This window comes from Pontixanthobacter aquaemixtae (assembly GCF_009827395.1).
In the GTDB taxonomy this organism is placed as follows: domain Bacteria; phylum Pseudomonadota; class Alphaproteobacteria; order Sphingomonadales; family Sphingomonadaceae; genus Pontixanthobacter; species Pontixanthobacter aquaemixtae.
Genome location: NZ_WTYX01000001.1, coordinates 1425348 through 1451408, shown reverse-complemented (window position 1 = coordinate 1451408; position 26061 = coordinate 1425348). Strand labels below are relative to the sequence as shown.

At 59.3% G+C, this 26061-nt stretch carries 26 protein-coding genes and 1 tRNA gene; 7 read left to right on the top strand and 20 right to left on the bottom strand.

What is annotated here, in order from left to right; translation table 11 throughout:
• Position 1 precedes the first annotated feature (1 nt).
• The 4 genes from GRI41_RS06975 to cpdR form a co-directional block, all read right to left on the bottom strand.
• Positions 2-1759 carry a cation:proton antiporter domain-containing protein gene (locus GRI41_RS06975; RefSeq protein ID WP_160604002.1) on the bottom strand — a complete coding sequence of 586 codons (1758 nt, stop codon included), beginning with the start codon at positions 1757-1759 and terminating at the stop codon, positions 2-4.
• A 133-nt stretch (positions 1760-1892) separates the two neighbouring features.
• Positions 1893-3107, bottom strand: coding sequence for an NADP-dependent isocitrate dehydrogenase (locus GRI41_RS06970; protein WP_160604001.1), 1215 nt, complete (start codon positions 3105-3107; stop codon positions 1893-1895).
• A gap of 83 nt (positions 3108-3190) precedes the next feature.
• Positions 3191-3265, bottom strand: a tRNA-Val gene (locus GRI41_RS06965).
• An 89-nt stretch (positions 3266-3354) separates the two neighbouring features.
• Positions 3355-3744, bottom strand: a complete 390-nt coding sequence (gene cpdR, locus GRI41_RS06960; RefSeq protein WP_160604000.1) for a cell cycle two-component system response regulator CpdR — start codon at positions 3742-3744, stop codon at positions 3355-3357.
• A 113-nt stretch (positions 3745-3857) separates the two neighbouring features.
• On the opposite strand from cpdR, the gene GRI41_RS06955 reads away from it, so the two are divergent.
• Positions 3858-4805 carry an N-formylglutamate amidohydrolase gene (locus GRI41_RS06955; RefSeq protein WP_160603999.1) on the top strand — a complete coding sequence of 316 codons (948 nt, stop codon included), beginning with the start codon at positions 3858-3860 and terminating at the stop codon, positions 4803-4805.
• A 214-nt stretch (positions 4806-5019) separates the two neighbouring features.
• Here the strand turns inward: GRI41_RS06955 and GRI41_RS06950 are convergent, their stop codons facing one another.
• Together GRI41_RS06950 and GRI41_RS06945 are read right to left on the bottom strand one after the other, a co-directional pair.
• On the bottom strand, positions 5020-5805 hold the full coding sequence (locus GRI41_RS06950; protein ID WP_160603998.1) for a SapC family protein: 786 nt from the start codon (positions 5803-5805) through the stop codon (positions 5020-5022).
• 153 nt (positions 5806-5958) lie between these two features.
• Positions 5959-7389 carry an FAD-binding oxidoreductase gene (locus GRI41_RS06945; RefSeq protein WP_160603997.1) on the bottom strand — a complete coding sequence of 477 codons (1431 nt, stop codon included), beginning with the start codon at positions 7387-7389 and terminating at the stop codon, positions 5959-5961.
• A gap of 192 nt (positions 7390-7581) precedes the next feature.
• Between GRI41_RS06945 and GRI41_RS06940 the strand changes: the two genes are divergently transcribed.
• From GRI41_RS06940 to trhA, 3 genes are all read left to right on the top strand, one after another.
• Positions 7582-8118: a hypothetical protein gene (locus tag GRI41_RS06940; RefSeq protein WP_160603996.1), complete on the top strand. Its 537-nt coding sequence runs from the start codon at positions 7582-7584 to the stop codon at positions 8116-8118.
• 168 nt (positions 8119-8286) lie between these two features.
• Complete coding sequence (locus GRI41_RS06935) at positions 8287-9666, top strand: DEAD/DEAH box helicase (RefSeq protein WP_160603995.1); 1380 nt, start codon at positions 8287-8289, stop codon at positions 9664-9666.
• Between the two features lie 12 nt (positions 9667-9678).
• Positions 9679-10311, top strand: coding sequence for a PAQR family membrane homeostasis protein TrhA (gene trhA / locus GRI41_RS06930; protein ID WP_160603994.1), 633 nt, complete (start codon positions 9679-9681; stop codon positions 10309-10311).
• Here trhA and GRI41_RS14245 read toward each other — a convergent pair.
• Together GRI41_RS14245 and GRI41_RS06920 are read right to left on the bottom strand one after the other, a co-directional pair.
• Positions 10295-10888, bottom strand: coding sequence for a hypothetical protein (locus GRI41_RS14245; protein WP_202388671.1), 594 nt, complete (start codon positions 10886-10888; stop codon positions 10295-10297). The two genes, trhA and GRI41_RS14245, sit on opposite strands and share 17 nt — an antisense overlap.
• 189 nt (positions 10889-11077) lie before the next feature.
• Entirely contained in the window at positions 11078-13393 is a 2316-nt protein-coding gene (locus GRI41_RS06920) for a UvrD-helicase domain-containing protein (protein ID WP_160603993.1), read from the bottom strand.
• Between the two features lie 76 nt (positions 13394-13469).
• Between GRI41_RS06920 and GRI41_RS06915 the strand changes: the two genes are divergently transcribed.
• On the top strand, positions 13470-13859 hold the full coding sequence (locus GRI41_RS06915) for a GFA family protein (protein WP_160604672.1): 390 nt from the start codon (positions 13470-13472) through the stop codon (positions 13857-13859).
• Here GRI41_RS06915 and rsmD read toward each other — a convergent pair.
• Genes rsmD through GRI41_RS06900 form a run of 3 tightly spaced genes read right to left on the bottom strand, consistent with a single transcriptional unit; the run spans position 13856 to position 16361 of the window.
• Positions 13856-14404 (bottom strand): 16S rRNA (guanine(966)-N(2))-methyltransferase RsmD, encoded by a 549-nt coding sequence (rsmD, locus tag GRI41_RS06910; protein ID WP_160603992.1) that lies wholly within the window; start codon positions 14402-14404, stop codon positions 13856-13858. The two genes, GRI41_RS06915 and rsmD, sit on opposite strands and share 4 nt — an antisense overlap.
• A complete protein-coding gene (locus GRI41_RS06905) occupies positions 14401-15183 on the bottom strand; it encodes a pseudouridine synthase (protein WP_160603991.1) in 783 nt (260 codons plus the stop codon). Before GRI41_RS06905 ends, rsmD begins: the two co-directional genes overlap by 4 nt.
• A 17-nt stretch (positions 15184-15200) precedes the next feature.
• Positions 15201-16361, bottom strand: coding sequence for an aromatic ring-hydroxylating oxygenase subunit alpha (locus tag GRI41_RS06900; protein ID WP_160603990.1), 1161 nt, complete (start codon positions 16359-16361; stop codon positions 15201-15203).
• A gap of 73 nt (positions 16362-16434) precedes the next feature.
• On the opposite strand from GRI41_RS06900, the gene GRI41_RS06895 reads away from it, so the two are divergent.
• Positions 16435-18165 (top strand): AmpG family muropeptide MFS transporter, encoded by a 1731-nt coding sequence (locus GRI41_RS06895; protein WP_160603989.1) that lies wholly within the window; start codon positions 16435-16437, stop codon positions 18163-18165.
• On the opposite strand, the gene GRI41_RS06890 is transcribed toward GRI41_RS06895, so the two are convergent.
• The 5 genes from GRI41_RS06890 to trpB all read right to left on the bottom strand — a co-directional run bounded on the left by GRI41_RS06890 (position 18162) and on the right by trpB (position 22829).
• On the bottom strand, positions 18162-19472 hold the full coding sequence (locus tag GRI41_RS06890; RefSeq protein ID WP_160603988.1) for a bifunctional folylpolyglutamate synthase/dihydrofolate synthase: 1311 nt from the start codon (positions 19470-19472) through the stop codon (positions 18162-18164). The two genes, GRI41_RS06895 and GRI41_RS06890, sit on opposite strands and share 4 nt — an antisense overlap.
• An 88-nt stretch (positions 19473-19560) precedes the next feature.
• Positions 19561-20412, bottom strand: a complete 852-nt coding sequence (gene accD / locus GRI41_RS06885; protein ID WP_160603987.1) for an acetyl-CoA carboxylase, carboxyltransferase subunit beta — start codon at positions 20410-20412, stop codon at positions 19561-19563.
• Positions 20413-20423: 11 nt separating this feature from the next.
• Complete coding sequence (gene trpA / locus GRI41_RS06880) at positions 20424-21200, bottom strand: tryptophan synthase subunit alpha (RefSeq protein WP_160603986.1); 777 nt, start codon at positions 21198-21200, stop codon at positions 20424-20426.
• The gene (locus tag GRI41_RS06875; protein ID WP_160603985.1) at positions 21193-21621 is read right to left on the bottom strand and encodes a hypothetical protein; all 429 of its coding nucleotides are present in this window, start codon (positions 21619-21621) and stop codon (positions 21193-21195) included. Before GRI41_RS06875 ends, trpA begins: the two co-directional genes overlap by 8 nt.
• Positions 21618-22829, bottom strand: coding sequence for a tryptophan synthase subunit beta (gene trpB / locus GRI41_RS06870; RefSeq protein ID WP_160603984.1), 1212 nt, complete (start codon positions 22827-22829; stop codon positions 21618-21620). Before trpB ends, GRI41_RS06875 begins: the two co-directional genes overlap by 4 nt.
• A 214-nt stretch (positions 22830-23043) precedes the next feature.
• Between trpB and GRI41_RS06865 the strand changes: the two genes are divergently transcribed.
• Complete coding sequence (locus GRI41_RS06865) at positions 23044-23514, top strand: hypothetical protein (RefSeq protein ID WP_160603983.1); 471 nt, start codon at positions 23044-23046, stop codon at positions 23512-23514.
• Between the two features lie 65 nt (positions 23515-23579).
• On the opposite strand, the gene GRI41_RS06860 is transcribed toward GRI41_RS06865, so the two are convergent.
• Genes GRI41_RS06860 through GRI41_RS06845 form a run of 4 tightly spaced genes read right to left on the bottom strand, consistent with a single transcriptional unit; the run spans position 23580 to position 26056 of the window.
• Positions 23580-24224, bottom strand: a complete 645-nt coding sequence (locus tag GRI41_RS06860; protein WP_160603982.1) for a phosphoribosylanthranilate isomerase — start codon at positions 24222-24224, stop codon at positions 23580-23582.
• Positions 24225-24228: 4 nt separating this feature from the next.
• Complete coding sequence (gene bla, locus GRI41_RS06855; RefSeq protein WP_160603981.1) at positions 24229-25026, bottom strand: subclass B1 metallo-beta-lactamase; 798 nt, start codon at positions 25024-25026, stop codon at positions 24229-24231.
• Positions 25023-25697 (bottom strand): orotidine-5'-phosphate decarboxylase, encoded by a 675-nt coding sequence (pyrF, locus tag GRI41_RS06850; RefSeq protein WP_160603980.1) that lies wholly within the window; start codon positions 25695-25697, stop codon positions 25023-25025. Before pyrF ends, bla begins: the two co-directional genes overlap by 4 nt.
• The gene (locus GRI41_RS06845; RefSeq protein ID WP_160603979.1) at positions 25694-26056 is read right to left on the bottom strand and encodes a LapA family protein; all 363 of its coding nucleotides are present in this window, start codon (positions 26054-26056) and stop codon (positions 25694-25696) included. The genes pyrF and GRI41_RS06845 overlap by 4 nt, the downstream gene beginning before the upstream one ends.
• Positions 26057-26061: the final 5 nt, after the last annotated feature.

The following is a 26061-nucleotide window of genomic DNA, read 5'->3' as shown; positions in this document are numbered from 1 at the left end:
TTCAGCTTTTCGCGGTGCTGGTGCGCAATTGCGGCTTGTAATCGAGCGCGCCCTCATGCTCGATTTTTGCCCGATATTCGTCGCGCTTCTCGTGGATAGAGGCGATGACGGGGCCCATCGGCACGCCGATATCGACCAGAACCGCTTCGGATAGCTGCAGCGAACTTTCCAGATTTTCGGGAATCGCATGGCTCGCGCCTGCGCGGTATAGCTCGGCCGCGTGGCTGGTGTCGCGCGCACGGGCGACGATCAGCAGATCGGGATGCTCCTTGCGCAATTTGCGCGTGAGCCGTTCGGCCAGCACCGGTTCGTCCATGGTCAGCACCACCGCGGGTGACCGGTCAACACCCAGACGGCTCAACGCATCGCCGCGCGCCGCATCGCCAAACGTCGCGCGGTAGCCTTTGCGTTTGGCGCCAGCGATCAGATCCGCGTCAGAATCGACCGCCATATAGGGCTTCTCATGCGCGTCGAGCATTTGCGCGATCAGCCGCCCGACACGGCCAATCCCGATAATAATCACCGGCGGTTTGCTCAGATCGACCTCTTCGAGTTCGGGCACCGGCTCAACCCGCCGCGCAATCAACCGGCCAAGACGCGCGAGCAAGGGCGTAACCGTCAATCCGATGGCGGTAACGATTTGCCAGAACTGCGCGGTGCCCGGTTGGATCAAAGCGGCTGCGCCTGCTGCGGCGAGGACAATCAGAGTGGTTTCCGAAGGGCTCGCCATAAGTATGCCGGTTTCCGCCGCGGTGCTGCGCCGCGCGCCCATCATCCGCAGCAAAATGCCGGTAACAAATGCCTTGAACGTCAGCACCAGAACCACCGCGAGCAGGATCGAACCAAGATTGGCCCAGATTGTCTCAAGGTCGATGCTCATCCCCACGGTGATCAGGAAAATACCCAGCGCGAGCCCTTTGAACGGCTCGATAATGCCTTCCACCTCTCCGTGATATTCGGTTTCGGCGATCAGCAGGCCGGCAATGATCGCGCCGACTATCGGGGATAGGCCAACCGCTGCGGTGACCAGGCTGGCGCCGATGACGACCAGCAGACTGGCAGCGAGAAACAGTTCGGGGCTTTTGGTGCGCGCGGCCTGAGCGAACAGGCGGGGCAAGGCGAAGCGCCCGATCACGAGCAGCGCAACCACCACCAGGCCGCCTTGCCACAGCGTCTCGACCAAGCCTTCCCAGCCGCCATCCTGCGCATTGGGCGCCAGCGCGCCCAGCATGAAGATAATCGGGACGATCATGATGTCTTCGAACAAGAGCATCGACAGCGCCGCCCGCCCGACCGGAGAGGATGTTCCCGAAATCGGCAACACAATCGCGGTGGAGGAAAAAGCGAGCGCCAGCCCGAGCGCCAAGGCGCCGGTCCAATATTGGCCCATCATGCCCAAGACGATGGCCAGGAAAGTGCCGATTATCAGCAGCTCGAGCGCGCCCAGCCCGAAGACTAGTCGCCGCATCTGCCAGAGCCGTTTGAAAGACAGCTCCAGCCCGATGGTAAACAGCAGCAATATGATCCCGAACTCGGCAAAAGGCTCAAGCGCTTCGGGATCGGTGATGGTCACGTAATTGAGCCAGGGCACATCATAAATCAGCTTGCCCAGGCCAAACGGGCCAACCGCCACGCCGATCAGGATAAAACCGATAACCGGGGTTATGCGGAAACGGGTGAATACCGGAATGACCAGTCCGGCCGCGCCGAGAATCACCAGCGCGTCACCCATTGATGATGTGTCGATTTCACCGGCCATGGGGCAATCTAACCCGTTGCCGGCACAGTGTCACTCCGCCGCCGCGGTTCTTCCACGTTGTTGCAGCAAAAGAAAAAGGCGGGCGCCCGGGAGAGCAGCCCGCCTTTCAAATGTGCTGCGGTAACCGGCCTGATCAGGCGGTCATCGCTTTCTCGAGATTGGTGACAATCGCTTCGAAGAACTGCTCTGTTGTCAGCCAGTTTTGCTCGGGGCCAATCAGCAACGCGAGGTCTTTGGTCATCTGGCCGTTTTCTACGGTTTCGATGCAGACCCGCTCAAGCGTTTCGGCAAACTTCACCACTTCGGGCGTGTTGTCGAATTTGCCGCGATAGATCAGGCCGCGTGTCCATGCGAAAATCGACGCAATCGGGTTGGTCGAAGTGGCCTTGCCTTGCTGGTGCTGGCGGTAGTGACGGGTGACGGTGCCGTGCGCGGCTTCTGCTTCCACAGTCTTGCCGTCGGGCGTCATCAGAACAGACGTCATCAGGCCGAGCGAACCGAAACCTTGTGCAACGATGTCTGACTGAACGTCACCATCATAGTTCTTACAGGCCCAGACGAACTTGCCGCTCCATTTAAGAGCTGCTGCCACCATGTCGTCGATCAAGCGGTGCTCATATGTGATGCCGGCCTTGTCGAAATCGGCTTTGTATTCGGCTTCGAAAACCTCTTCGAACAGATCCTTGAACCGGCCGTCATATTTCTTGAGGATGGTGTTCTTGGTCGACAGATAGACGGGCCATTTGCGGTCCAGACCATATTGGAAGCTGGCACGCGCAAAGTCGCGGATCGAATCGTCGAGGTTATACATCGCCATCGCGACGCCCGAACTTTCAAATTCAAACACATCGAGGTCAATTTTTTCGCCATCTTCGCCTTCGAACACGAGGCGCAGCTTACCCGCACCCGGGATCAGCGTGTCGGTCGCGCGATATTGGTCACCAAAGGCATGACGGCCAACCACAATCGGGTCGGTCCAACCGGGCACGAGGCGCGGAACATTGTCGATCACGATGGGTTCGCGGAACACAACACCGCCCAGGATGTTACGGATCGTGCCGTTGGGCGAACGCCACATTTTCTTGAGACCGAATTCCTCGACGCGTGCCTCGTCAGGAGTGATGGTGGCGCATTTCACGCCAACGCCATATTCCTTGATCGCATTGGCGCAGTCGATGGTGATCTGGTCATCGGTTTCGTCGCGCTTCTCGATCGAAAGATCGTAATATTTCAGATCGACATCGAGATAAGGCAGGATCAAACGCTCGCGGATCCACTGCCAGATAATTTTCGTCATTTCATCGCCGTCAATCTCGACGATGGGGTTCTTCACGGTGATTTTCGCCATGGGGAGTGTTGCCTCTTTCTTTCAACCCGCGTCGCGCGGTTGCGCGCTCTCTAGCAGAGGCGAGAGGAGAGGCAAGGAGATGATGGTGGGCGTAGGAAGAGTTGAACTTCCGACCCCTGCAATGTCAATACAGTGCTCTACCACTGAGCTATACGCCCGCACCATCATTTTGCTGCCAATGCAGCAGACGCGGCCTCTAGCGCCCGGCAATCAGCCGCGCAAGAGGGTGTTTTGATTTTCGGGAAACCTATAGGCTGGCGGCGGCCTGATCTTCGAAAATCCGTTCCACTTCCAGCACCAGATCGCGCAGATGAAACGGCTTTGACAGAACTTTTGCGGTGGGTTGATCGCGGCTTGCCTTAAGCGTGACCGCGGCAAAACCGGTGATGAACATCACTTTGGTCGCGGGGCTCACTTCGTTGCAACGCTGCGCCAGCTCGATTCCGTCCATTTCGGGCATGACTATGTCCGACAAAAGCAGGTCGAAATGCTCGGCTTCAAGCAGCGGCACGGCTTCGGTACCCCGATCAACCGTGACAACCTCGTAACCGGCTTTTTCCAGCGCGCGCGCCAGATAGGTGCGCATTGCTTCTTCATCCTCGGCCAAAAGGATACGTAGGGCAGGTGATTCCGTCATGCACAGGCTCTTAGCCCGATTGGCTTAAGAAATCCCTCGCTTTGTGACAGATGACCAGCTTTGACACAGCCATGCTTTGACTCCTGAACAAAGTCCGTCCAGCGTGGGCTTTGATGGTTCAGTCGGGCGACAATCACGGGAAGACCGAAGAGGATACCGGCGGACTGATTCCCGGCACGCGCAAACCTGCTTATTCGCTGGCAATTCCGCAGGATATGCCCATTCCAGTTCTGATCGCGGTTCCCCATGCGGGGCGCGATTATCCCGATGCTTTGATCAAGAAAATGCGGCGGCCCGATTATTCGAAAGTCAGGCTGGAAGATCGCCATGTCGATCACATTGCGGCGCGTGTGGCGGAGCAGACCGGGGCGGGGTTGCTGGTGGCGCGTGCGCCGCGCGCGATGCTCGATCTCAACCGGGCAACCGACGATGTTGACTGGGATATGGTCGCGCAGGCGGCGCCGGGTACGGTGCGCCATTCGCTGGCCAACCGGCGCGCGCGCAGCGGGCTGGGGCTGGTGCCGCGCCGTTTGCCCGGTCTGGGCGAAATCTGGAACGAACGCCTGTCGCAGACCGAACTGGCGGCCCGAATTCGCCGGGTGCATGAACCCTATCACAGCGCGCTTTCGGGGGCGCTTCAGGCAATGCGCGACCAGTGGGGGGCGGCTTTGCTGCTCGATTTCCATTCGATGCCGCCGCTCAAAAAGGCCCATGAAGACGATGTGCCTGCGCATTTTGTCGTTGGTGACCGGTTCGGGGCGTCTGCCGATGACCGGATAGTGGCAGGGGCATTGCGCCATCTTTCGCATGCCAATGCGCGCGTCGCGCATAATCGCCCCTATGCGGGCGGCTATGTGCTGGACCGTCACGCCGCACCGGCCAGGGCGCTCCACGCGGTGCAGCTGGAAATCTGCCGGTCGCTCTATCTGGCGCAGGATATGACAAGCCTGTCAGACGATACCAGCGATCTTGTGCAGATATTGTCCGGTCTGGTCCGCCATTTGGCGGAGAAAGTCGCGGCCCTGGGCAGAGGCCAGGCGCTGCCCGTCGCGGCGGAATAAAGGCGCCTCTCCAATACATCGAAAAAAAGCCACCTCATGCATATGCACGAGGTGGCCAAGGTTCAGGGAGGTGACGCATTTTCATGCGCCCGTTCAAGCAGTTACAAGGGGGAGGGTTCCTGCCTGAACACCTGCAAAATAAGAATGCGCCAGAGTTTTTCAACCCGGCGCATTCCATAATTTCGTGTGATCGCCGAAGCGGTCTGGAAAGCCGTTAAGTTGCAGGAACCTCTGCATCCGCTTTCGGAGCGGTGCCCTGCGAAACCTGGCGGGCAAAAATCGCGCGCATCAGGTCGAGCGACATGATGTGTGCATGGATCAGCACCATCATTCCGTTCTTGTTCCAGTCACGCAGGATGTTGCCTTTGATGTCTTGCAGCTTTTCCTGATCGATCATCTGGAAACCGCGATAGACGAAAGGCTTGTCAGGATTGTCGTTCTGCGAAATGGCGATTTCGCCATCCATCAGCAGGTCGTGCTTCTTCAGCTCGTCAATAAACGCCTTGGTGCGTTGGCCGGCGCCTTCGAAATGTTCGCAGAACTGGAGAATGTTCTGCGTTGCCGGTGTCGCTTTGCCTTCATCGTCGAACAGCGGATCGCCTTCGTCAAATTCACCGATAGTGCCGGCAGTCGGGTCGAAGCACAGCGAAAGATCGTCGCCTTCGGGTGTCAGCTTTGCCAGCATGAAAGGATAGCGGCGGATATAGGCTGGCAGATAGATCGGTTCGTTGATCTTGCCCTTGTCATCGACGAAGGTGTTTACGCCTTCGTTGAGGCCCATCAGAGCCAGCGGAAGCGGGTTGTCGCCCGACGAAAAGATGATCGGGAAATCGCGCTGCGTTTGCACGAATTCATCGACCGTCAGCGGAATGGCGTGCTGGCCGATCAGCCAATTGGCGGAATCGGTGCCTTTGTTCTTCCACTTCGCGTGATCGCGGCTGTTGAGAGGCATGAGATCCTTGTAGAACAAGGGCAGTTGGGGTTGCGGCGCGCTGGCCATGGATCGTCTCCGGTTGGTCTTGAATTATCGGGTTTAAAATCTGTGTGCAGCAGACGCGATAGCGTCCGTCCGCGTGAAGCGCGCGCTTTACGGGCAGATCCTCTGCGGCGCAAGAGGCACCATGCGTTCGCTAGGGGCCTGCCGCCTGGCCGCTTAGCCGCGCGGGATCAATTTCCCCGGATTGAACAGCCCTTTGGGGTCGAGCGCCTGCTTCACGCTGCGCATCAGGGAGAGCGCAACCGGATCGGCAAGGCGGCCAAGCTCATCGACTTTCATCTGCCCGATCCCGTGCTCTGCGCTGATTGATCCGCCCCATTCGGTGACAAGATCGTGCACGAACATGCTGATTTGCTTGCCTTCTTCAATTTCCCATTCCCCCGCGACCGCGCGCGGCGGGGCGAGGACGTGGAAATGGACATTGCCATCGCCCAAATGGCCAAAGGCAATCGCGCGGCTATCGGGAAAACGCGCTTCAACCTGCGGTACGGCGGTTTCGACAAATCTCGCCATTTTGTCGACCGGGACAGAGATATCGTGCTGCATCGCCGGGCCAATCGCGCGCTCGGCAGGGGAAATCGAATCGCGCAGCAACCAGAACGCTTCGGCCTGCGTTTCGCTCGCGGCGATCGTGGCATCCTCGATCAATTCCTGTTCGAGAGCGCTTGCCAGAATATTCTCGGCAATTTCGGGAAGGTCGGCGGTTTTCGCGTCATTGCTGACCAATTCGACCAGCGCGTTCCAGTTTGACCGCGCTGCCAGCGGCGCGCGCGCATCGGGCAAATGGTCAAGCACAGCCTGAAGGCTATGCGCGGGCATGACTTCAAAGCCTTCCAGATGATCGCCGGCGGCTTTCTGGCAGTGGAGCAGAAATTTGCGGGCGTTCGTGATGGATTGCAATCCCGCCCAGAAAACCGTGCGGCCCGAAATTTCGGGCAACAACCGCAAGGTCGCCGCCGTTACTACTCCCAGCGTGCCTTCCGATCCGATCAGCATTTGCTTGAGGTCGAAACCGCGATTGTCTTTCTTGAGCGGCGTGAGTGAGTTGAAAATCTGCCCGTCCGGCATCACCGCTTCCAAACCGATCACCTGCGCGCGCATGGTTCCGTGGCGCAGCACCTGCGTTCCGCCGGCATTGGTGGAGATGAGCCCGCCAATTGTGGCCGATCCCTTTCCGCCAAGTGTGAGCGGGAAGCGAAGCCGGTGCTCAGCCGCCAGTTCATGCAGATTTTGCAGGATCACGCCCGCATCGCAGGTGACGGTCATGTCCTCTGCATCGATCGCCCTGATCGTATCCATCCGGCGCAGCGACAGGACGATCGCATTTCCGCTGGCGTCCGGGGTGGCGCCGCCCGACATGCCGCTATTTCCCCCTTGCGGGACAATCGCGACCTCGTGCACGCTACAAAGTTTGACGAGATCGGCGACTTCGCGCGTCGAAGCGGGCGATGCCATGCCCAGCGCCGCGCCGGTATAGCGCCCGCGCCAATCGGTCAGCCACGGTTGCACAAGCTCCGGATCGCAGGTGAAGCCTTGCTTGCCCAGCAAGTCGGATGCACAATCGAGGAAATTGGATTTGCCAGTCATGGGTTCCCTAATGCACCAGCTAAGCGGGCATAGCTACCGCGCTGAATCTTTTCCCGGGCAATTAAGCCAACATTCAAACTGTGCTGCTAGAGAGGCGCGATTGAGACGGCTGCGGCACAACAGGGTTACCGTAGTCAGGAGGAAATTGATCGGGTTTTAATGCCGAGTTTGAGCGCCATCTTTGCACCTCTAGTGCTTCTTCTGCCAGCCCCCGCTGGTGATGTTGACGCACGCGTGGACGAGCCTGCGACTGGTGCCAAGTTGGCCGCGCAGATGCCCGAGGCGCAGCCTGTGAACCAACCCGCATGGGTCGTGGTCGAAGGGGCGAACGGGCTGCCCGTCCAGTATCAGGTGCGGATCGACCAACGCGTGGTGATCCGTGTTTCACCGCGCCGCCCGGCCACGCGGCAGGATCTGAACGCACCGCTACCGCAGCAGACGCGCCCGCGGCGTTTGGTCGAACGCAAGATCGGCAAATGCGTCAAGATGAACCAGATCTCCGGTGTTCAACCGACGCGCGATAACCGGCTGATACTCTATTTGCGCAGCAACAAGATGATTGCCGCCAATCTGGAGAAGACGTGTTCGGTTCGCGATTTCTATTCGGGTTTTTATGTCGAGCCCAGCGAAGACGGAAACCTGTGCATCAACCGCGACAAATTGCAGTCGCGCACCGGAGTGAAATGCAAGCTGAGCAAGATCCGCCAGCTGGTCCCCGAACGCAGCTGATTGAACGACAGGTTGCAGCGCAGCCAACCGTGACCAAATAGACGCAGCCAGCATGCTGCCGATTTCTTGACTTTTGCACCGTCTCGCCGCAGAGGGCGAAGCGAATTTACGCATGGGCAATGGGCCTTTGCGGAATCGGGCTTCGCGCCCCCATTTACCGGATAATCTATGAAATTTGCCGATCTCGGCCTCTCCGAAGACCTTTTGAAAGCGGTGGAAGCCGCTGGCTATACCGAGCCGACCCCAATCCAGGCGGAAGCAATTCCCGCGGTGCTGATGATGAAAGACCTCATCGGTATTGCCCAGACGGGTACTGGCAAGACCGCCAGCTTCGTGCTCCCGATGATCGATGTGATGGCCGCTGGCCGTCGCCGCGCGCTGATGCCGCGCTCGCTTATCCTCGAACCGACGCGCGAATTGGCCGCGCAGGTTGCCGAGAATTTCGAGAAATACGGCAAGAACCACGATCTCAAAATGGCGCTGCTGATTGGCGGCGTGCAGATGGGCGACCAGCTGAAAGCGCTGAACGAGGGCGTCGATGTTCTGATCGCTACCCCCGGGCGGTTGATGGACCTGTTTGAACGCGGCAAGATCCTGCTCAGCGGTTGCGAATTGCTGGTGATCGACGAAGCCGACCGGATGCTCGATATGGGCTTTATTCCCGATATCGAATTTATCTGCGAGAAACTGCCAGAAGCGCGCCAGACGATGTTGTTTTCGGCGACAATGCCGCCAGTCATCAAGAAGCTTGCCGACAAATTCCTCAGCAATCCAAAGCAAATCGAAGTCAGCCGCGCGGCCAGCACCAACGACAATATCACCGCGTTCAAGATCAATGTCGAACAGCGCAAGAAGCTGGAAACGCTCGAATGGCTGCTGGGCAATGATCACGTTGAAACCGCAATCGTGTTTTCCAACAAGAAAACCACGGTGCGCGAACTCAACCGGAATTTGCAACGCAATGGGTTCAAGAGTGGCGAAATCCACGGTGATATTGACCAGAACACTCGCCAGAAAGAACTCGAACGCTTCAAATCGGGCGAGATCAATATCCTGGTGGCGTCGGATGTTGCCGCGCGCGGGCTCGATATCAAAGGGGTCAGCCACGTGTTCAATTACGACACGCCGTGGCATCCCGATGATTATGTCCACCGCATCGGGCGCACGGGCAGGGCCGGCGCGAAAGGCCGCGCTTTCACATTCGTGACCAAAGCCGATGCCGAAGCCATCGACAATGTCGAAAAGCTGACCAAGGCCAAGATTGCAGTCTTCGGCAAAGCAGACGTGCGGGTGGAGCTGAAGGAAGCTCCCAAACCGCCAAAGAAACCGCAACCGAAAAAAGACGATGTCGGCGCGCCGAAGAAAGCGCGCGAAGACAAATCCGCAAAATCGCCCACGCAGGACAAGTCGAAAAACGTGTCGAAAGCGGACAAGGGCGATAAACCCAAACCGCCGCGCAAACGCCGCGACCATGATGATGATCCGGTCCCGGCGGGCGAATGGAACGGCCCCGAGCCCGGCTTCCTTGGTGTGGGATTCAAGAAGTAGTCACCCTTCAGAATGTACCCCAGCCAGACCGCACCCGAACGCTATGTTGATGGAGCAGTCCATGCGGTGAGCCTGATCGGCTTTGCCGTCGCAGGCGCGTTCCTGTTGCCGATGGCGGCGGCGCGCGGCGATGCGCTGCTGCTGATGATGACGGTGATCTATGCGATTGCGATCATCACTTCGATCAGCATTTCGGGTGCCTATCACCTGTTGCCGCATCATCACTGGCGCAAGACCATGCGCAAATGGGATCATGCGGCGATCTATCCGCTGATTGCTGGTACCTTTGGCCCGCTGCTCGTTCTGGCGGGGACGACGACCGCCTATGTCATTCTTGCGATTGTGTGGACGCTCGCGATGATCGGGGTGGTGTTCAAAGTGTTCGGGACCAATCTCGATTCAAAATGGTCGCTGGTGTCCTATCTCGGGCTCGGTTGGTTCGGCCTGGTTGCGCTGCCCGTATTCTGGAATGTCCTGCCCGGCGCGGCCTTGGTCGCGATGGCAATGGGCGGATCGTTCTACACGGTCGGCACGCTGTTCTACAAAAGCAAGGCAATGCCCTTCCGTTACTCGATCTGGCACGCCTTCGGGATGCTGGGTGGCGCGTCTTTCTTCGCCGCGATCTGGATCAGCTTGACTTCCTGAAATCATACCGCGCGCTGCGGTTCGGACGCCCCGAATTGTCGGTATAGCGCGTGCGCGTCATGCTGCGCAAACGGTCTCCCGAAACGGCCATAGTCACTTTTCGATCGGCAAAGCTGGATGTGCGTTCGAACGTCATGGTTCGACCGTCAATTTGTGACGCGCGCACCGTTACCGGATCATAGACGCAATCGGTGGGCGAGCATGCGCCATATCCCTGCAAGTGCAATCCCGAACGGGTCTTGCGGATGATCCACCGCGTTGTCCCGCCTGTGCCGCGATCAACATTCAGCCATGTACCGACAAAGGCATCCGCCGGATCGGCGGTGCGGGTTGGGGTTGGCGTAGGGGTATCGCTCGGCTGCGGATCGGGCGTCGCACTGGGGGTTGGCGAAGGTTCAGGCGTCGGTTCTGGCGTTGGTTCGGGGGTCTCGGTGGGCGTTCCGGCAGGCTCGGGCGAGGGCCTTTCGGGAAAGATCTTGTCCCAATTGGCAAACATTGCCGTGGCAATCACGCCGACAACGCCAATAACTGCGACAATAATTTGCGTTGTATGCCCTCTACCAGAATCGTCGCTCATAAATACCCCTCACAGTAGAATAATGATTCGGTGAATATTTAAAACGCGATCATATATACTATAGAGAATGGAATTGCACGTGTGAGTTGCGAAGATGGATTTGCGCGCAGATCGGCGTAAGGATTCCGATCACGCGAGGTGTAATACGATTTTATTATCTGAGTTTTTTAAAGTGAGCCGAAATGCGGGCTAATCACTTGAATCAACTGTTACAAAACTATCAATAACCCGCTTCGTGCCCGCTTGTTCGAAGTTGATTTCCAGCTTGTTGCCTTCTTGGCTCATCACTGTGCCGTATCCGAATTTGTCGTGGAACACGCGCGCGCCTAGGGTGATGTCGCTGCGCGGTTGGGCCGCGAAGCTGGCGGCGCTGCGGCGGTTTTCTTTGACGACAGCTTGCTTGGTTTCGTAGCCGCTCGACAATGCGCGCTGCCATCCGGGGCCGCGCGCATTGCTGCGGTTGGGGCGGGCGCTGCTGACATGCGCGAAAGGATCGTCGCTTTCGGACCAATTGGCGCGCCATAACGACGCACCGCCCGCCATCGTGGTTTCCTGATCGATATATTCGTCAGGCAGTTCCTCGATAAAGCGGCTGGGGATCGAGCTGGTCCATTGGCCGTAAATCCGCCGGTTGGCGGCGTGCAGGATGGTGCAGCGTTTGCGCGCGCGGGTGATCGCGACATAGGCAAGGCGGCGTTCTTCCTCCAGACTGGCGAGCCCGCCTTCGTCGAGCGAGCGCTGGCTGGGAAACACGCCTTCTTCCCACCCGGGAAGGAACACGTTGTTAAATTCCAATCCCTTGGCCGCGTGCATCGTCATGATGGTGATTTTTTCCCCATCATCGCGCGCGTCATTGTCCATCACCAGCGAAACATGTTCGAGGAAATCGCCCAGCGATTCATATTCCTCCATCGCGCGGGCGAGTTCGGACAGGTTTTCAATTCGGCCGGCAGCTTCGGCCGTGTTTTCCGCTTCCAGCATCGCCGAATAACCGCATTCATCGAGCACCGTACGCAGCAAATCGGCAGGTGTTACGTTGGGCTCCATTTCGCGCCAGCGGAGGAAATCGCGCATCAAGGCGGCGATGGTGCTGCCCGCGCGTTTGGGCAATTCATCACTATCGGCCAATTGCAGCGATGCGGCGGCAAGCGGCATCCCGCTTGACCGGGCATAGGAATGCATCTTCTCCAGCGTTTTCGCGCCAAGCCCGCGTTTGGGCTGGTTGTAAATCCGCTCAAACGCCAGATCATCCTGCGGCTGCGCAATCACCCGCAAATAGGCGAGAGCATCGCGAATTTCCGCGCGTTCATAGAAGCGGAAACCGCCGATGATCCGGTAATTGAGGCCGATCTGGATAAAGCGGTCTTCAAATTCGCGCGTTTGATATTGCGCGCGCACGAGAATGGCGATTTGATCGAGATTCGCGCCTTCGCTTTCCAATCGCTCGATATCTTCGCCCACGCGGCGCGCTTCTTCGGGCGCGTCCCACACGCCGACCACGCGGACCTTGTCGCCCTTGGGCAATTCGGTCCATAATTCCTTGCCCAGCCGCTGGCTGTTGGCGTTGATCAGGCCCGATGCGGCGGCGAGAATTTCGGGCGTGGAGCGGTAATTCTGTTCCAGCCGCACGACTTTGGCGCCGGGAAAATCGCGGTCGAATTTGAGGATATTGGCGACTTCAGCCCCGCGCCAGGAATAGATCGACTGATCATCATCGCCGACCACGCAGATATTCTTGCGTTCCTGCGCCAGCAGCCGAAGCCACAGATACTGGACCTGGTTGGTGTCCTGATATTCGTCCACCAGAATATATTTGAAGCGCTTTTGATACTGCTCCAGCACTTCGCGGTGCTTGCGGAAAATGTTGAGCACATGCAGCAACAGATCGCCGAAATCGCAGGCATTGAGCGCTTTCAGCCGTTCCTGATAGGTGCGGTAAAACTCCTGACCGCGCCCGTTGGCGTAGCTTTCATTTTCTACGGCATCGAGATCATCGGGGTTGAGCCCGCGATTCTTCCAGCGGTCGATCAATCCTGCAAGCTGGCGCGGCGGCCAGCGTTTCTCGTCCAGCTCCGCATCGCGAATCAGCTGCTTGAGCAGCCGCAGCTGATCGTCGGTGTCGATGATCGTGTAATTGCTTTGCAGGCCGACCAGTTCGGCATGGCGGCGCAGCATTTTCGCGCCGATCGAATGAAACGTGCCCAGCCATGGCATCCCTTCCACCGCATCGCCGATATGCCCGCCAACCCGTTCGCGCATTTCCCGCGCGGCCTTGTTGGTAAAAGTCACGCACAGGATTTCGCTAGGCCACGCTTTGCGCATCGCCACCAGATGCGCGAGGCGGGCGGTGAGCGCGGCGGTTTTCCCCGTTCCCGCACCCGCCAGCATCAACACCGGCCCCTCTGTGGTCAGCACAGCGTTTTTCTGCGGCGCGTTTAGCCGCGCGGCGTAGGCCGGAATGTCGCCCGAATTCTGGGCGGGGGGTTGCAGAGAGCCATCATTCATGAGAAGAAGAACAGTTAGAGAACAAATCCTGTCGCGGCAAGTGGTTTCGCGGCGGTATTATCGGGAGGAAAATGCGATGAAGGGCGGCTGTCAATGTGGAGCGATCCGTTACGAATTGTCTGGTGAGCCAATGCACCATGCGCTGTGTCACTGCAATGATTGCCGCAATTCTGCCGGCGCACCAATGGTCGGCTGGGCAATGTTCCAGGAGGAACAGCTTTCGGTACAAGGATCACCCAAGACCTATCATTCATCCGAGCATGGTCGACGGTCCTTTTGCCCCGAATGCGGCACAGGGCTGTTTTATCGCAATGCCGAAAATCTGCCCGGTATCGTCGATATCCAATCGGGTACGCTGGATGATCCGGCAGCTTTGCCTGCGCAATCGCATATCCAGACCGCAGAGCGGCTGGACTGGATGAAGTCCGCGCATGAACTCCCTGAATTCGAACGGTTTCCCGGCTAAGCAGAATCGGCGCGGATAAGCCATAATTTGGCTTTGCCGACTTTGCGTTCGGCCTGAACGGACAGGTCTTTGACCGCGAAATCCTCTTTGGCGCCGGTTTCCAGCGCGATCCATGTTGCGGGGCCAATCCAGCCGAGCCGGTTCATCTTGTCGAGGGCGACTTCGCCTGCGCCCGTTTCGTACGGCGGATCGAGCAGGACCAGATCGAGCGGCTTTTTGGCGGGGCCAAGGCCCATTGCCGAAGCGGCGCGGACATCGCAGCGGCTGCGCGCATCAAGCGCCGCGATATTCGCGCGAATGCTTTTCAGTGCCTGTTCTTCCTGTTCGACGAACAGGCAATGCTCTGCACCGCGTGACAATGCCTCCAGGCCCAACGCGCCCGATCCGGCAAACAGGTCAGCGACCGAAAGGCCTTCAAAGCTTCCGAGCCGGCTGGTGAGCATGCTGAACAGCGTTTCGCGCGTGCGATCGGCGGTGGGGCGGGTGGTGTCGCCTTTGGGCGCCGCCAATTTGCGTCCGCGCCATTCGCCCGCGATTATCCTCATGATTTCTTCGGACCGCGCATGATCTGCTTGCGAAACCGCTCGACCTCTATTTGCGGGACTTCGGCGGCCAGCCCGCGCTTGATATCGCCAAGCGCGAAGGGGCCATATTCGGTGCGCATCAACCGGTTCACCTGCAGGCCCAGATGCTCCAGCACGTTGCGCACCTCGCGGTTTTTGCCTTCGGTTATCGTCATCTCGATCCATTGGTTGGCGCCGGTGCGCCGTTCCAGATTGGCATTGATCGGGCCGTAGCGAACGCCCTCTATGGTGATCCCGTCCATCAGATCTTCCAGCTGCGCCTGCGTGATCTCGCCATAGGCGCGCGCACGGTAAGTGCGCGGAATGGCATTGCTGGGTAGCTCCATCGCGCGTTTCAGCTCGCCATCATTGGTCATCAGCAGCAGGCCCTCGGTGTTTATGTCGAGACGGCCAATCGGCATCACCCGCGGCGCGTCTTTGGGCAGCGCATTGACCAGCGCATCGTAAATTGTGCCGCGGCCGGTGAAATCGCGTTCTGCGGTCAGCAATCCGGACGGCTTATGAAAGCAGAAGATGCGCGGCGGTTGCGGCTTGGCCACGGGCTTCCCGTCCACCGTCACGCCGTTGATATTGGGGATGATGGTTGCAGGGGTATCGAGCACTTTGCCGTCAATCGCGATGCGCCCGGCCTCGATCATGCGTTCAACTTCGCGGCGGCTGGCAACGCCTGCACGCGCGAGTAATTTGGCAATACGCTCGCCTTCGGGGCGGCCTTCCTGACGGGGTGGGTTTGTGGTCATGGCGCGCGGTTACGCGCTTAGTTCGCCTCGCGCAACGCCTGCTGCACGGTCTCGTGGAAGCGCAATATGCCCGTTTCCAGATTGCCCAGCGTCAATTCGGGCACCGCACCGGTCGAAAGGCCCTGCTGCCCCAGCTCTGCGGCGCGGAAATCCTCGCTGGCAAACACGCCGCCATCGAGCAGTTTCCAGCTGCGTTCCCAATGGTCGCGTGCCTTCTCGGTCGCGGGTTCTTCGGGGATCAGCATGAAGTCTTCCACCACTGTGTGATCATGCGCGTCCGGCATCAGCACCATCACATTGACGTAATCGGGGCTGGGAATGATGATCGTCGCAGGAAGCAATTGATAGGCAAAGGTGATCACCCGCCGCATCGCAGCCATATCGGTGAGGTCGACCCCGTCCATTTCTTCCAGCCTGCCGACAGCAGACCGCGCATGCGGCCCGACCATATCGCCCGAGGTGATCCCGTCTTTGAAAAACGGCCCGATCGTGTTCGCGTGGAGGCGGGTAACGTGATAGCTTTCGAGGAAAGCATCCATGATCAGTTTCCAGTTTCCGGCAACCTGATGGGTTTTGCGGCGAAACAGGAAATGGTCCTCCAACCCGAAAGCGGCGAAATCCTTGCCCAGTTCTCTGGCCAAAGTGAAATCGGCGCCTTCTTCGGGGGCAAACCAGATAATCCCGCCCGCTTCGCAGCTGGGCAGTTCGATCAGGGAATTGTCCGCTTTGTTTAGCCCGGGAAATGTTTCAGGGCGCGGCAGAGCAAGCAATTTGCCGTCGAGCTTGTACGTCCATGCGTGATAGGGGCAGACGAGCCGCTTGGCGCATTGCACGTCTTCGCCTTCGACAAGCCGCGTTCCGCGATGGCGGCAGACATTCAGGAAGACGTGAATTTCCCCGTCGGCATCGCGGGTAATCAGCAGCGGGCGCCCGGTATCGTCATGCGGCACAGCCATGCCCGCTTCGGGAAGCAACGCGGAAGGCGCGATGACTTGCGGCAGCCGGTCGAACAGAGCCGACTTCTCGCGCTGCCAGTGATCCGGGTCTGTATAGACCGAGGCAGGTACATGGGTGATGCCCGACCCCTCGCGCGTTTCGTCACGGGCTATCGCTTCGGCCAGCGCCAATTGCCCCTGCGTCGGACGTAATTTGTGGGGAATGGTTGCTGTCTCGTTCATCGAACACTTCCTAAATCGCGCGATCACGCTAGTGTTGCATGAAATCGTTTCGAGGCAAAGAGGACGGGGAATTATGGCTGAAGCAGCGGCAAAGGGAAAACCCGGCTGGCGCGCGGTTCTGGCGGCGCTGGGGCATCGCAAGACCGCCTATATGCTGTTGTTCGGCTTTGCTGCCGGACTTCCTTACGCGCTGGTCCTTGGCACGCTTTACGCGTGGCTTTCCGATAGCGGCGAGATCGATCTGGAAACGATGGGTGTCTTCTCGTTGGTCGGGCTTGCCTATGCTTTCAAATTCCTGTGGTCGCCCGCGCTTGATCGCGTGGATATTCCCGTCCTTCGAAAGCTCGGCAAACGGAAACAGTGGATTGTTACCGCGCAATTGCTGATCGGCGCGGCGCTGACTTCGCTCAGTTTTATCGCGCCTACCAATGAAACGATCGGGATCTTCAGCTTGCTCGCCGGTCTGGCGGCCTTTGCCAGTGCCACGCAAGACGTTGTGATCGACGCATGGCGGGTCGACGTGGCCGATGAAGTCGCGACCATCGATATCCTCTCGACCGTGTACCAGATGGGGTATCGCATCGCGGCGCTGGTGGGCGGTGCATTCGCCCTGTTCCTGGCAGAGCGGACCGACTGGCCGACAGTCTATCTGACCATGGGCGCACTGATGCTCGTTGTCGGATTTGCGGGGCTCTGGGCGCCCGATGCGGATGCGACAGCGTCCGAAACGAACGGCGAGGAAGACAAGGACGACCCTTACGGTTTGCGCAAGGCAGGGCAATTGTCGCCGCGTTTGCGGGCATGGTCGCTGGCCGCGGTGGGCGCGCTATGGGGTTGGGCACTGATTACCGTTGGTGTGTTTATGGTGCGCTCGCTTTCGAGCAACCCCGACACGCGGCCGGACTCGGTCGAATTTATCTCGACCATGGGGCCGCTGATCGTGATTGCCACGGTGGTTATCCCATCAATCATCGCAGCGTGGCTGGTCCGGCAGGAACGGATGGGGACAAACCTGCTGACCGAGGCCGCGCCCGCACAAAGCACGGCCGACCGCGCGGTTGACCATCTGTATCGCGCCTTGGTGTTGCCGCTGACCGATCTGATCGGGCGGCTTGGCTGGGCGATGGTTATCGTTATCGCGCTGGTCCTGACCTACCGGATTACCGACGCAATCTGGGGCAGCTTTGCCTATCCATTCTATCTCGGCGAGCTCGAATATACGAAGGATGAGGTTGCGGTGGCTTCCAAGTTCTTCGGGGTCGGCGCGTTGCTGCTGGGCCTGGCCTTGGGCGGATATCTGCTGACTGCGATTGGCCGGATGCTCACGCTTACGCTGGGCGCATTCTTCGCGGCGGTGACCAATCTGCTTTATGCCGATCTGGCGCGCGGCGGTGCGGTGATGCAGTCGGTGGCCGACAATACCGGCTTCACATGGCTGGTCTCTGCTCTTGGGGGTGATGAGCGGCTTTCGAAACTGATGATGGCGATTGCGGGCGAGAATATTGCCGTTGGCGTCGCAGGGGCGGCATTCGTCGCCTATCTCTCCAGCATCGTTTCCAAGGGCTATAGCGCGGTGCAATATGCGCTTCTGTCCTCGCTCACCTTGCTGGTGGGGACTCTGGGGCGCGGCGCGCTGGGGCAAATGATTGAAGAACGCGGCTATTACGACGTCTTCATCCTGACGACGCTGATCGGCATGTTTGCCGTGGTGCTGTGCATCATCGAATGGATGCGGCAGGCGCGGTTGGGCAAGGCGGCTGGTGTTGTGGCGCCGGAAGCGGTGGCTGCTTCGAAAGCGTCCTAGTCGGGTAATTCGTTGTTGAGCCGCAGCACCTCGCCCGCGAGGTATAGCGAGCCGGCGATGAGAACCGGATAATCGTCCGCAGGAAGGTTTAGCAGCGCTTCCTCGACATCGCTTGCAGCGCGCGCATCGGGGCCAAATGCTGTGGCCGGATGGCTGTCATGGGCTGGAACCGGAACCACGGTCAGGCTGCGGATGCGATCGCCCATCGGATCGAGAAATGCCTGCGGGTTTTTGTTGTCCAGCATTCCCAGCACAAGGTGGATATCCTGCGGGAAAAATTCGGCGATTGCTGCCCCCGCATTGGGATTATGGCCGCCATCGAGCCAAACCGGCAGACCGGGTGAAAGGCTGGTCACCGGACCTGCGGAAAGGCGCTGCAAACGGGCAGGCCATTTCGCGCTTTGAAGCCCTTTCACAATGGCATCATCGGCAATCTTGAGAGCGCTCTGGTGGCGAAGCATAGCGATTGCGAGGCCCGCATTTATCGCCTGATGTTCGCCATGAAGCGCGAGCTTGCCCGCAAAATAGATGTCGTCACCTTCGTCAAAATAGCTCAGGCCTTCATCGGAAGAATAGACGTTCCACGCATCGCCCAATTCAAACAGCGGCGCACCGATGGAGTCGGCAACCTCGCCGATGGCGATTTGCGAGTCGGGGTGGAGCCACTGCCCCAGCGACACCAGCGGCACGCCTTCCTTGGCAATTCCCGCTTTCTCGAACGCGATCCGGGCCAGAGGCTGGGTGGGGACGCCGTCTTCCGGGGCAAGCAGGAAACGCTCGTGATCGATCCCCAGTTCGGCAATCCCGCAGGCCGCCAGCACTTCGGGCCGCAGCACATTGGTCGCATCGAACCGGCCGCCAAGCCCCACTTCGACCACACAGGCATCGGCCGGAACGCGGGCGAATTCGGTGAAGGCAGCGGCGATTGTCACTTCAAAAAAACTGGGGTTGAGACCATCGGCTGCGTCGAGCACTTCCTCCAGCAGCTGCGCCAGCCGCGCGTCCTCAATCAGCTTGCCAGCAACGCGAATACGCTCGTTATAGCGCACCAGATGCGGGCTGGTGGTGACGTGAACGGTCTTGCCATCGGCCTCCAGCGTCGCGCGCAGAAATGCGCAGGCCGAACCTTTGCCATTGGTCCCCGCGACATGGAACACCGGGGGCAGGCGGTCTTGCGGATTGCCCAGCCGCGCAAGAACATCACGCATCGTTTCAAGGCCCAGCCGCCCCTCGGGAAGCGACAGCGCGGCAAGCCGGTCAAGCTGTCCCTGAACCGCCGGATCGGAGGATGTGCCGAAGTCTTTCATTTTTCCGTCGTCCCAGCGAAGGCTGGGACCGCTCTCCACCAAGTACCGCTAGTCTGACAACGATCCCAGCCTGCGCTGGGATGACGCCCTATGCTGCCGCTTTTTCGCCTTGCAGGAAGTCGAGCAGATTGGCCAAAGTATCGCGCAATTCGTGGCGGTGGACGACCATATCAACCATGCCGTGTTTGCGCAGATATTCGGCGCGCTGGAAGCCTTCGGGCAATTGTTCGCGGATCGTGTCCTGGATCACCCGCTGACCGGCAAAGCCGATCAAGGCGCCGGGCTCTGCAATATGGATATCGCCCAGCATCGCATAGCTGGCGGTTACGCCGCCGGTGGTCGGATCGGTCAGCACGACGATATAGGGCAGGCCGGCTTCGTGCAGGCGCCGCGTCATCACCGTTGCCTTGGGCATTTGCATCAGGCTGAGTATGCCCTCCTGCATTCTCGCGCCGCCCGCTGCTGTGACCACGATGTAGGCGCATTTGCGAGTGAGCGCACGTTCGGCACCGGCGCAGAAAGCGGTGCCCACGGCCATCCCCATAGAGCCGCCCATAAATCCGAAATCTTGCACGCCCACCACCGCATCGCGGCCCTCGATCTGACCCGAGCCAACGCTGAACGCATCCTTGTGCGGGTTCTTGGCGCGGGCCTGCTTCAACCGCTCGGTATATTTCTTCGAATCCTTGAATTTCAGCGGGTCTTCCTTGACCTCGGGCTGCTCCAGCAATTCGTATCCCATGTCGAGCAACTGGTTCAGCCGCTCATCCGCGCCGATCCTTCCGTGATGATCGCAGCGCGTGCAAACCTGCTGATTTTCTTCATATTCCTTGAGGAACAGCATTTCCTGACAATGCGGGCATTTGACCCACAGATTGTCATTGGTTTCGCGCTTCGACTGGAAGGGCAGCGAGTTGCGGACGCGGGTAAGCCAGTTCATGTGTGTTGTCCTTAGCGGGCAGTGTGGACTGCGTTTGCGAGTGCCGAAGTCAGCTCTTTTAGCGCAGAGGGAGCCTCTTCGCCATGCTGCTCGACCAATTCAACCAATGCAGAGCCGACAACCACGCCATCAGCTACTTTGGCAATGGCGCTGGCCTGCTCTGGCGTACGCACACCAAAACCTACCGCAACGGGCAAGTCGGTGGCGGCTTTGAGCTTGGCGACCGCTTCCTCGATTGATGCGGTCGCGGCCTGTTGCAGGCCAGTAATTCCTGCGACCGAAACGTAATAGACAAACCCGTCCGATCCCGCGAGCACTTGCGGCAGACGCGCGGCGTCAGTGGTCGGCGTGGCAAGCCGGATCGGCGCAACGCCACGCTCGCGCAGGGCAGGGCCGAGCGCGGCGTCTTCTTCGGGCGGGATGTCGACGCAAATCACGCCATCGACGCCCGCTGTGGCGCATTCCTGCGCAAACCATTCCGGTCCGCGCCGGATCATCGGATTGGCATAGCCCATCAGGATCAGCGGGACCTCAGGGTGCCGCTCCCGAAACGCAGCGGCAATCGCGAATATCTGCGCCGTGGTGATCCCCGCATCCAGCGCGCGCAAATTGGCCTTCTGGATCGCGGGCCCATCGGCCATCGGATCGGTGAAGGGCATTCCCAGTTCGATCACATCCGCGCCGCCCTCGACCAGCGCATCGAGATTGGCCGCGGTGTCGCCGTCGCCTGCGGTGACGAAGCAGACGAGCGCGGGTTTGGAGAAGGCGGTGGAAAGGCGGTCAGTCATTTTTTCGAGTGTCGATCCATTTTGCATAAGAAAACATCATCACCAGCGGGAAAACGACAAGCAACAGTTCTGGACGTCTGCCGGAAAAGTCCCATGCTATCAATTCTTGGACCCATGGATCGTCTCGAAAAATCAGCAAAAGCAGATAAGCTCCTGACAAGACACAACCGAAATAAAATCCCATAGCAGCGGGGTTGAGAGTGTGGACGGTGGTATCCTGTTCCACGCCGTCAGATTCGTCCGAATGGAGAGCAAATGAAAGTAGCCTGTCTGCAATCTCGAACAAGGCAACTAATAGGACGAACATTACCGCGCCAGTGCCAAAGATGTTGACTGCATCTCGTTGGTTTATTTCTCCTGTAAAAGCCAAAACAGGCAGTAAAACTAGGAGAGCAAAAGCTGCGCGAGCAAGCCCTATCAAATCTCCACCCCCAGCGCATCAGCCACAGTGAAAATATCCTTGTCCCCGCGTCCGCATAGGTTGGCCAAGATAATCGCATCATCCGGCATTTCCTTTGCAACCTTCGCCACAGCCGCAATCGCATGGCTTGGCTCCAGCGCGGGGATAATGCCTTCGGTGCGGCACAGCAGTTGGAAGCCCTCCAGCGCCTCGTCATCGGTTACGGCGGTGTAATCGACGCGGCCGCTTTCCTTGAGCCATGCGTGTTCGGGGCCGATGCCGGGATAGTCGAGGCCCGCGCTGATCGAGTGGCCTTCGGTGATCTGGCCGTCCTCGTCCTGCAGCAGATAGGTTTTGTTGCCGTGGAGCACGCCCGGCGCGCCGCCCATAAGGCTGGCGGCGTGTTCGTCTCCGTCCAGGCCGTGACCCGCCGCCTCCACGCCGAGCATCTTAACGTCGGCATCGTCCAAGAAGGGGTGGAACAGGCCCAGCGCATTCGATCCGCCGCCAATCGCGGCGACTAAAAGATCGGGCAGGCGGCCGGTGCGATCGAGCATTTGCGCGCGGGCTTCCTTGCCGATCACGCTTTGGAAATCGCGCACCAATTCGGGGTAGGGATGCGGGCCCGCGGCGGTGCCGATGATGTAGAATGTGTCATGCACATTGGCGACCCAATCGCGCAGCCCTTCATTCATCGCGTCTTTGAGCGTCGCCGCGCCGCTGGTGACGGGCACAACTTCTGCGCCGAGCAGCCGCATGCGGAACACATTGGGCTGCTGCCGCGCGACATCGGTGGCGCCCATATAGATCACGCAGGGCAGGCCGAAGCGCGCGCAGACGGTGGCGGTGGCAACCCCGTGCTGGCCCGCACCGGTTTCCGCGATAATGCGCGTCTTGCCCATGCGGATTGCAAGCAGGATTTGCCCAATGCAATTGTTGATCTTGTGCGCGCCAGTATGGTTCAGCTCGTCGCGTTTGAACCACACTTGCGCCCCTCCGACAGCTTCAGTCAGCCGTTCGGCGAAATAGAGTGGACTGGGGCGCCCGACATAATGTTCAAGCAAATCATCGAATTGGGCCTGAAATGCCGGATCGGCCTGCGCAGCGCGATATTCGCGCTCCAGATCGAGGATCAGCGGCATTAAGGTTTCGGCCACATAGCGTCCGCCAAAGTCGCCGAAATGGCCACTTTCGTCCGGCTGCGTGCGATAGGAATTGGGAGCATCCATAGGCCCCGATTGGCAGAGCAGGCGGAGCCTGTCCAGCCGTGAAAACATTACACATTCTGACAATCTGTTAATGTAATGTTGCCCAGTTGCAACATTTTCAGAAATGTATCCATTCGTAAAATTTGTCAGTTGATGTTCAGCTTCGCAGCCCCATCTGGCTTGCGTGCCGCTCACCCCCTTTTTCGGAGCGGCAGGAAATATGAAGGAATTTACTATGCGTAAGACTGCAACAATTCTCGGGGCGCTGGCCATTGCTGCTGTCGCGACTCCCGCACATGCTGAAACCGAAACCCGCATCGAAACACGCGGCGGTGTGGCATGGGCCAACGGCGCTGAAGAAGCTGTCGCCGGTGTTGCGGCTGGCGTCGATTTCGACCTCGGCCAGGAAGAAAGCGGCAGCGTATTTTTCGGTGTCGAAGCTTCGGCTGACAAGATCCTTGCCAGCGGCGCTGACGTCGTTTGGGGCACGACTGCCCGTCTCGGCGCTAAAGTCGGCAATGGCGGCAAAATCTATGCCACCGGCGGTTACAGCTTCGGTGAAGGCGAGGACGTTCCACACCTCGGTGCCGGTTACGAGCAGAAGCTTGGTGGCAGCGGCGTTTACCTGAAGGGCGAATATCGCCACTTCTTCAGCGATTTCGTTGATGTGAACACCGCTGTGGTTGGCGTTGGCTACAAATTCTAAGCCAACCGAAAATCAAATCGGGAAGGGCGGTCCGGTCGGGCCGCCCTTTTCATTTCTGCGCCGGATTATTCCTGCGGTTGCGCAGCGCGGGCAGCGGCGCAAAATGCAGCGATCTTTGCCGGATCTTTGATTCCCGGCGCGCTCTCTACGCCCGATGATGTGTCGACCAGCGATGCACCCGTTTGCCGGATGGCATCGCCAACATTGTCTGGTGTAAGCCCGCCCGCGAGCCCCCATTCGATCTTGTGGTTATGCTCCGCGAGCAAGCTCCAGTCGAAGCTTGTGCCGTTGCCGCCCGGAAGCGCTTTTGCCGGAGCATCGAATAAAAGACGGTCAACCTTCCCGATATAGCGGTCTGACTTGGCCAGCGTCGGCTTGTCCTTAACTCCGAGTGCTTTCCACACTTCAATCTTGAGCTGATCGCGCACCAGCGACACCCATTCGGGAGTCTCGGTGCCGTGGAACTGGATCACATCGGGCTTTACCGCTTCGATCGCGCGCGAGGTTGTTTCGATATCCGCATTGACCAGTAGCAAAACTGCTTTCGCCCGGCCGCGTGCCTGCGCGCGCAATTCGGAGGCATCGCTGAGTGGAACATGCCGGGGGCTCGGTTCGAAATGGACCAGTCCGACATGCGTTGCCCCGGCATCCAGCGCCGCGCCCATCGTTTCGGGCGTGGAAAGTCCGCAGATTTTGATGTCGATGGGCATGGTTCTAGAGGTCCTTGGCCAGCCGCAATGTGCGTTTGATCGCGTCGCGGTCATCCAGTTTCGAATGGCTCATCGCGATGGTGCTGGCCTGCGGAAAGGCCGCGGCGAAATTTTCAACCGCTTTGGTATAGTGGCCGACATCGGCATCGGCCAGATTGCCCAGCGACCGCGCATCCGATGCCTTGATCAGGCATCCGCCAAAGGCAATTGCTGTACCCGAAATTGCGACGGTGATGTTGTCATCGGTGTGCCCCGGTCCGGGATAATAAACCCGCAGCGGCCCCAAGGAACCGTCAGCCGGCAGCGCGGCCCAGCCATCAGCATCAAAGTTCAGCTCGTTGAGCGCAGGCGTCAGATCATTGGCGGGCGCAAGCCGGTTGCTCAGCGGATGTGCATAGGTCGCGACACCGGCGCTGTGAAGCGCGTCGATCCCGCCCATCTTGTCGCTATGCGCGTGGGTCACTACCGCCGCACGGATCGGGCGTTTGAGCTCTTGCTCTGTCCATCGCAGGATCACTTCGGTTTGCTGCACCGTCCAAGCGGTGTCGACCAGCACCGAGCGATCGCCGTCGACAATGATGAGCCCGTTTGAGGCAACCGCACCAAAGCCGGGCAGATCAAGATAGGATGTGTGCTGCCACACCGTTGGCGCGATTTGCTGGAGCGTGATCGGGCCATAGCTGACGGCTTCGGGCACATCGGCCTGTTGCTCGGCAATAGAGGGGCGCAGTTCGCGATAGGTGCAATCGGTCAGAGAAAGCGCGAGCGCCACCGCCACAAGGGCGCGCAAATGGGTGATCAAAGCGTTTCCTCGATATCGCGCGCGGCCTGTACCGGATCGGGGGCGCGGCTGATCGGGCGGCCGATGACCAGCACGCTCGCCCCGTCATCGCGGGCTTTGCGCGGTGTGACCACACGTTTCTGGTCTCCGGCAGCGCTGCCTGCGGGGCGCAGGCCGGGCACCACAAAGAACCCGTCTTTCCATTGCTTGTGTGCGGCGGCGACTTCCTGCCCCGAACAGACGATCCCGTCGATTCCTGATTCATGCGCCAGTTCGGTCAGGCGCATGACGTGGTCGTGCGGCGTGCCCGCAATTCCGGTGCGTTGCAGATCGCGTTCATCGAGGCTGGTCAGCATCGTGACGGCGACAACTTTTGTATGCTCCCCCGCCGCAGCCTTGGCATCTTCCAGCATGGCGCGGCCGCCGCTTGCATGGACGGTCACGATTGCGGGTTCGAGCACATGAATCGCCTGCATCGCGCCGGCCACCGTATTGGGGATGTCGTGCAGTTTCAGATCGAGAAAGATCGGCAGGCCGACCTGCGCAATCTCGTGCACCCCGTGCGATCCGTGTGCGCAGAAAAATTCCAAACCTAGCTTCAATCCGCCGACATGCGCTTTAACCTTTTGTGCCAATGCCTTGGCCGCGTCGAGCTGTGGAAGATCAAGCGCGAGATAGACGGGGTTGCTCATGGTATCGGTTTTGCTCCCGTATCTGGGTTGGTAATTGGTGCGGGCGTTGGCCGGGCGGGATCGACCGGATTTGCCGGTTGGGTACCGGGCGGGGGCGAAACCGGCTGGGTCACCGAAGCCGCGCGGGTCGCGTTTTCCAGCTGTTTGATCCGCCGTTCAAGCCGCCATTTGGTGCCGCGATGCAGCAGCCATGTCGGGATCATGCCGAGGAGAAAGGAGACGATAACCAGTGCCGGAACCCGCGTTTCGAGCACAAACCCGCTCCAGATAGACACTTCGACCGGGTTCCAGTTGAAGATTGAAAAGGTCATCAGGCCTACAAACAGCAAGACCCAAAAGATTGTGCGGACAATCTGCATTGCGA

Bases quoted from the DNA above. Each gene is read 5' to 3' on its own strand.
- GRI41_RS06950 (WP_160603998.1), bottom strand. From the start codon at position 5,805: ATGGCCAGCGCGCCGCAACCCCAACTGCCCTTGTTCTACAAGGATCTC.
- GRI41_RS06955 (WP_160603999.1), top strand. From the start codon at position 3,858: ATGGTTCAGTCGGGCGACAATCACGGGAAGACCGAAGAGGATACCGGC.
- cpdR (WP_160604000.1), bottom strand. From the start codon at position 3,744: ATGACGGAATCACCTGCCCTACGTATCCTTTTGGCCGAGGATGAAGAA.
- GRI41_RS06905 (WP_160603991.1), bottom strand. From the start codon at position 15,183: ATGACCACAAACCCACCCCGTCAGGAAGGCCGCCCCGAAGGCGAGCGT.
- GRI41_RS06970 (WP_160604001.1), bottom strand. From the start codon at position 3,107: ATGGCGAAAATCACCGTGAAGAACCCCATCGTCGAGATTGACGGCGAT.
- GRI41_RS06945 (WP_160603997.1), bottom strand. From the start codon at position 7,389: ATGACTGGCAAATCCAATTTCCTCGATTGTGCATCCGACTTGCTGGGC.
- rsmD (WP_160603992.1), bottom strand. From the start codon at position 14,404: ATGAGGATAATCGCGGGCGAATGGCGCGGACGCAAATTGGCGGCGCCC.
- trpB (WP_160603984.1), bottom strand. From the start codon at position 22,829: ATGGATGCTCCCAATTCCTATCGCACGCAGCCGGACGAAAGTGGCCAT.
- GRI41_RS14245 (WP_202388671.1), bottom strand. From the start codon at position 10,888: ATGAGCGACGATTCTGGTAGAGGGCATACAACGCAAATTATTGTCGCA.
- trhA (WP_160603994.1), top strand. From the start codon at position 9,679: ATGTACCCCAGCCAGACCGCACCCGAACGCTATGTTGATGGAGCAGTC.
- accD (WP_160603987.1), bottom strand. From the start codon at position 20,412: ATGAACTGGCTTACCCGCGTCCGCAACTCGCTGCCCTTCCAGTCGAAG.
- trpA (WP_160603986.1), bottom strand. From the start codon at position 21,200: ATGACTGACCGCCTTTCCACCGCCTTCTCCAAACCCGCGCTCGTCTGC.
- GRI41_RS06890 (WP_160603988.1), bottom strand. From the start codon at position 19,472: ATGAAAGACTTCGGCACATCCTCCGATCCGGCGGTTCAGGGACAGCTT.
- GRI41_RS06865 (WP_160603983.1), top strand. From the start codon at position 23,044: ATGCGTAAGACTGCAACAATTCTCGGGGCGCTGGCCATTGCTGCTGTC.
- GRI41_RS06975 (WP_160604002.1), bottom strand. From the start codon at position 1,759: ATGGCCGGTGAAATCGACACATCATCAATGGGTGACGCGCTGGTGATT.
- pyrF (WP_160603980.1), bottom strand. From the start codon at position 25,697: ATGAGCAACCCCGTCTATCTCGCGCTTGATCTTCCACAGCTCGACGCG.
- GRI41_RS06935 (WP_160603995.1), top strand. From the start codon at position 8,287: ATGAAATTTGCCGATCTCGGCCTCTCCGAAGACCTTTTGAAAGCGGTG.
- GRI41_RS06845 (WP_160603979.1), bottom strand. From the start codon at position 26,056: ATGCAGATTGTCCGCACAATCTTTTGGGTCTTGCTGTTTGTAGGCCTG.
- GRI41_RS06920 (WP_160603993.1), bottom strand. From the start codon at position 13,393: ATGAATGATGGCTCTCTGCAACCCCCCGCCCAGAATTCGGGCGACATT.
- GRI41_RS06915 (WP_160604672.1), top strand. From the start codon at position 13,470: ATGAAGGGCGGCTGTCAATGTGGAGCGATCCGTTACGAATTGTCTGGT.
- GRI41_RS06900 (WP_160603990.1), bottom strand. From the start codon at position 16,361: ATGAACGAGACAGCAACCATTCCCCACAAATTACGTCCGACGCAGGGG.
- GRI41_RS06860 (WP_160603982.1), bottom strand. From the start codon at position 24,224: ATGCCCATCGACATCAAAATCTGCGGACTTTCCACGCCCGAAACGATG.
- GRI41_RS06895 (WP_160603989.1), top strand. From the start codon at position 16,435: ATGGCTGAAGCAGCGGCAAAGGGAAAACCCGGCTGGCGCGCGGTTCTG.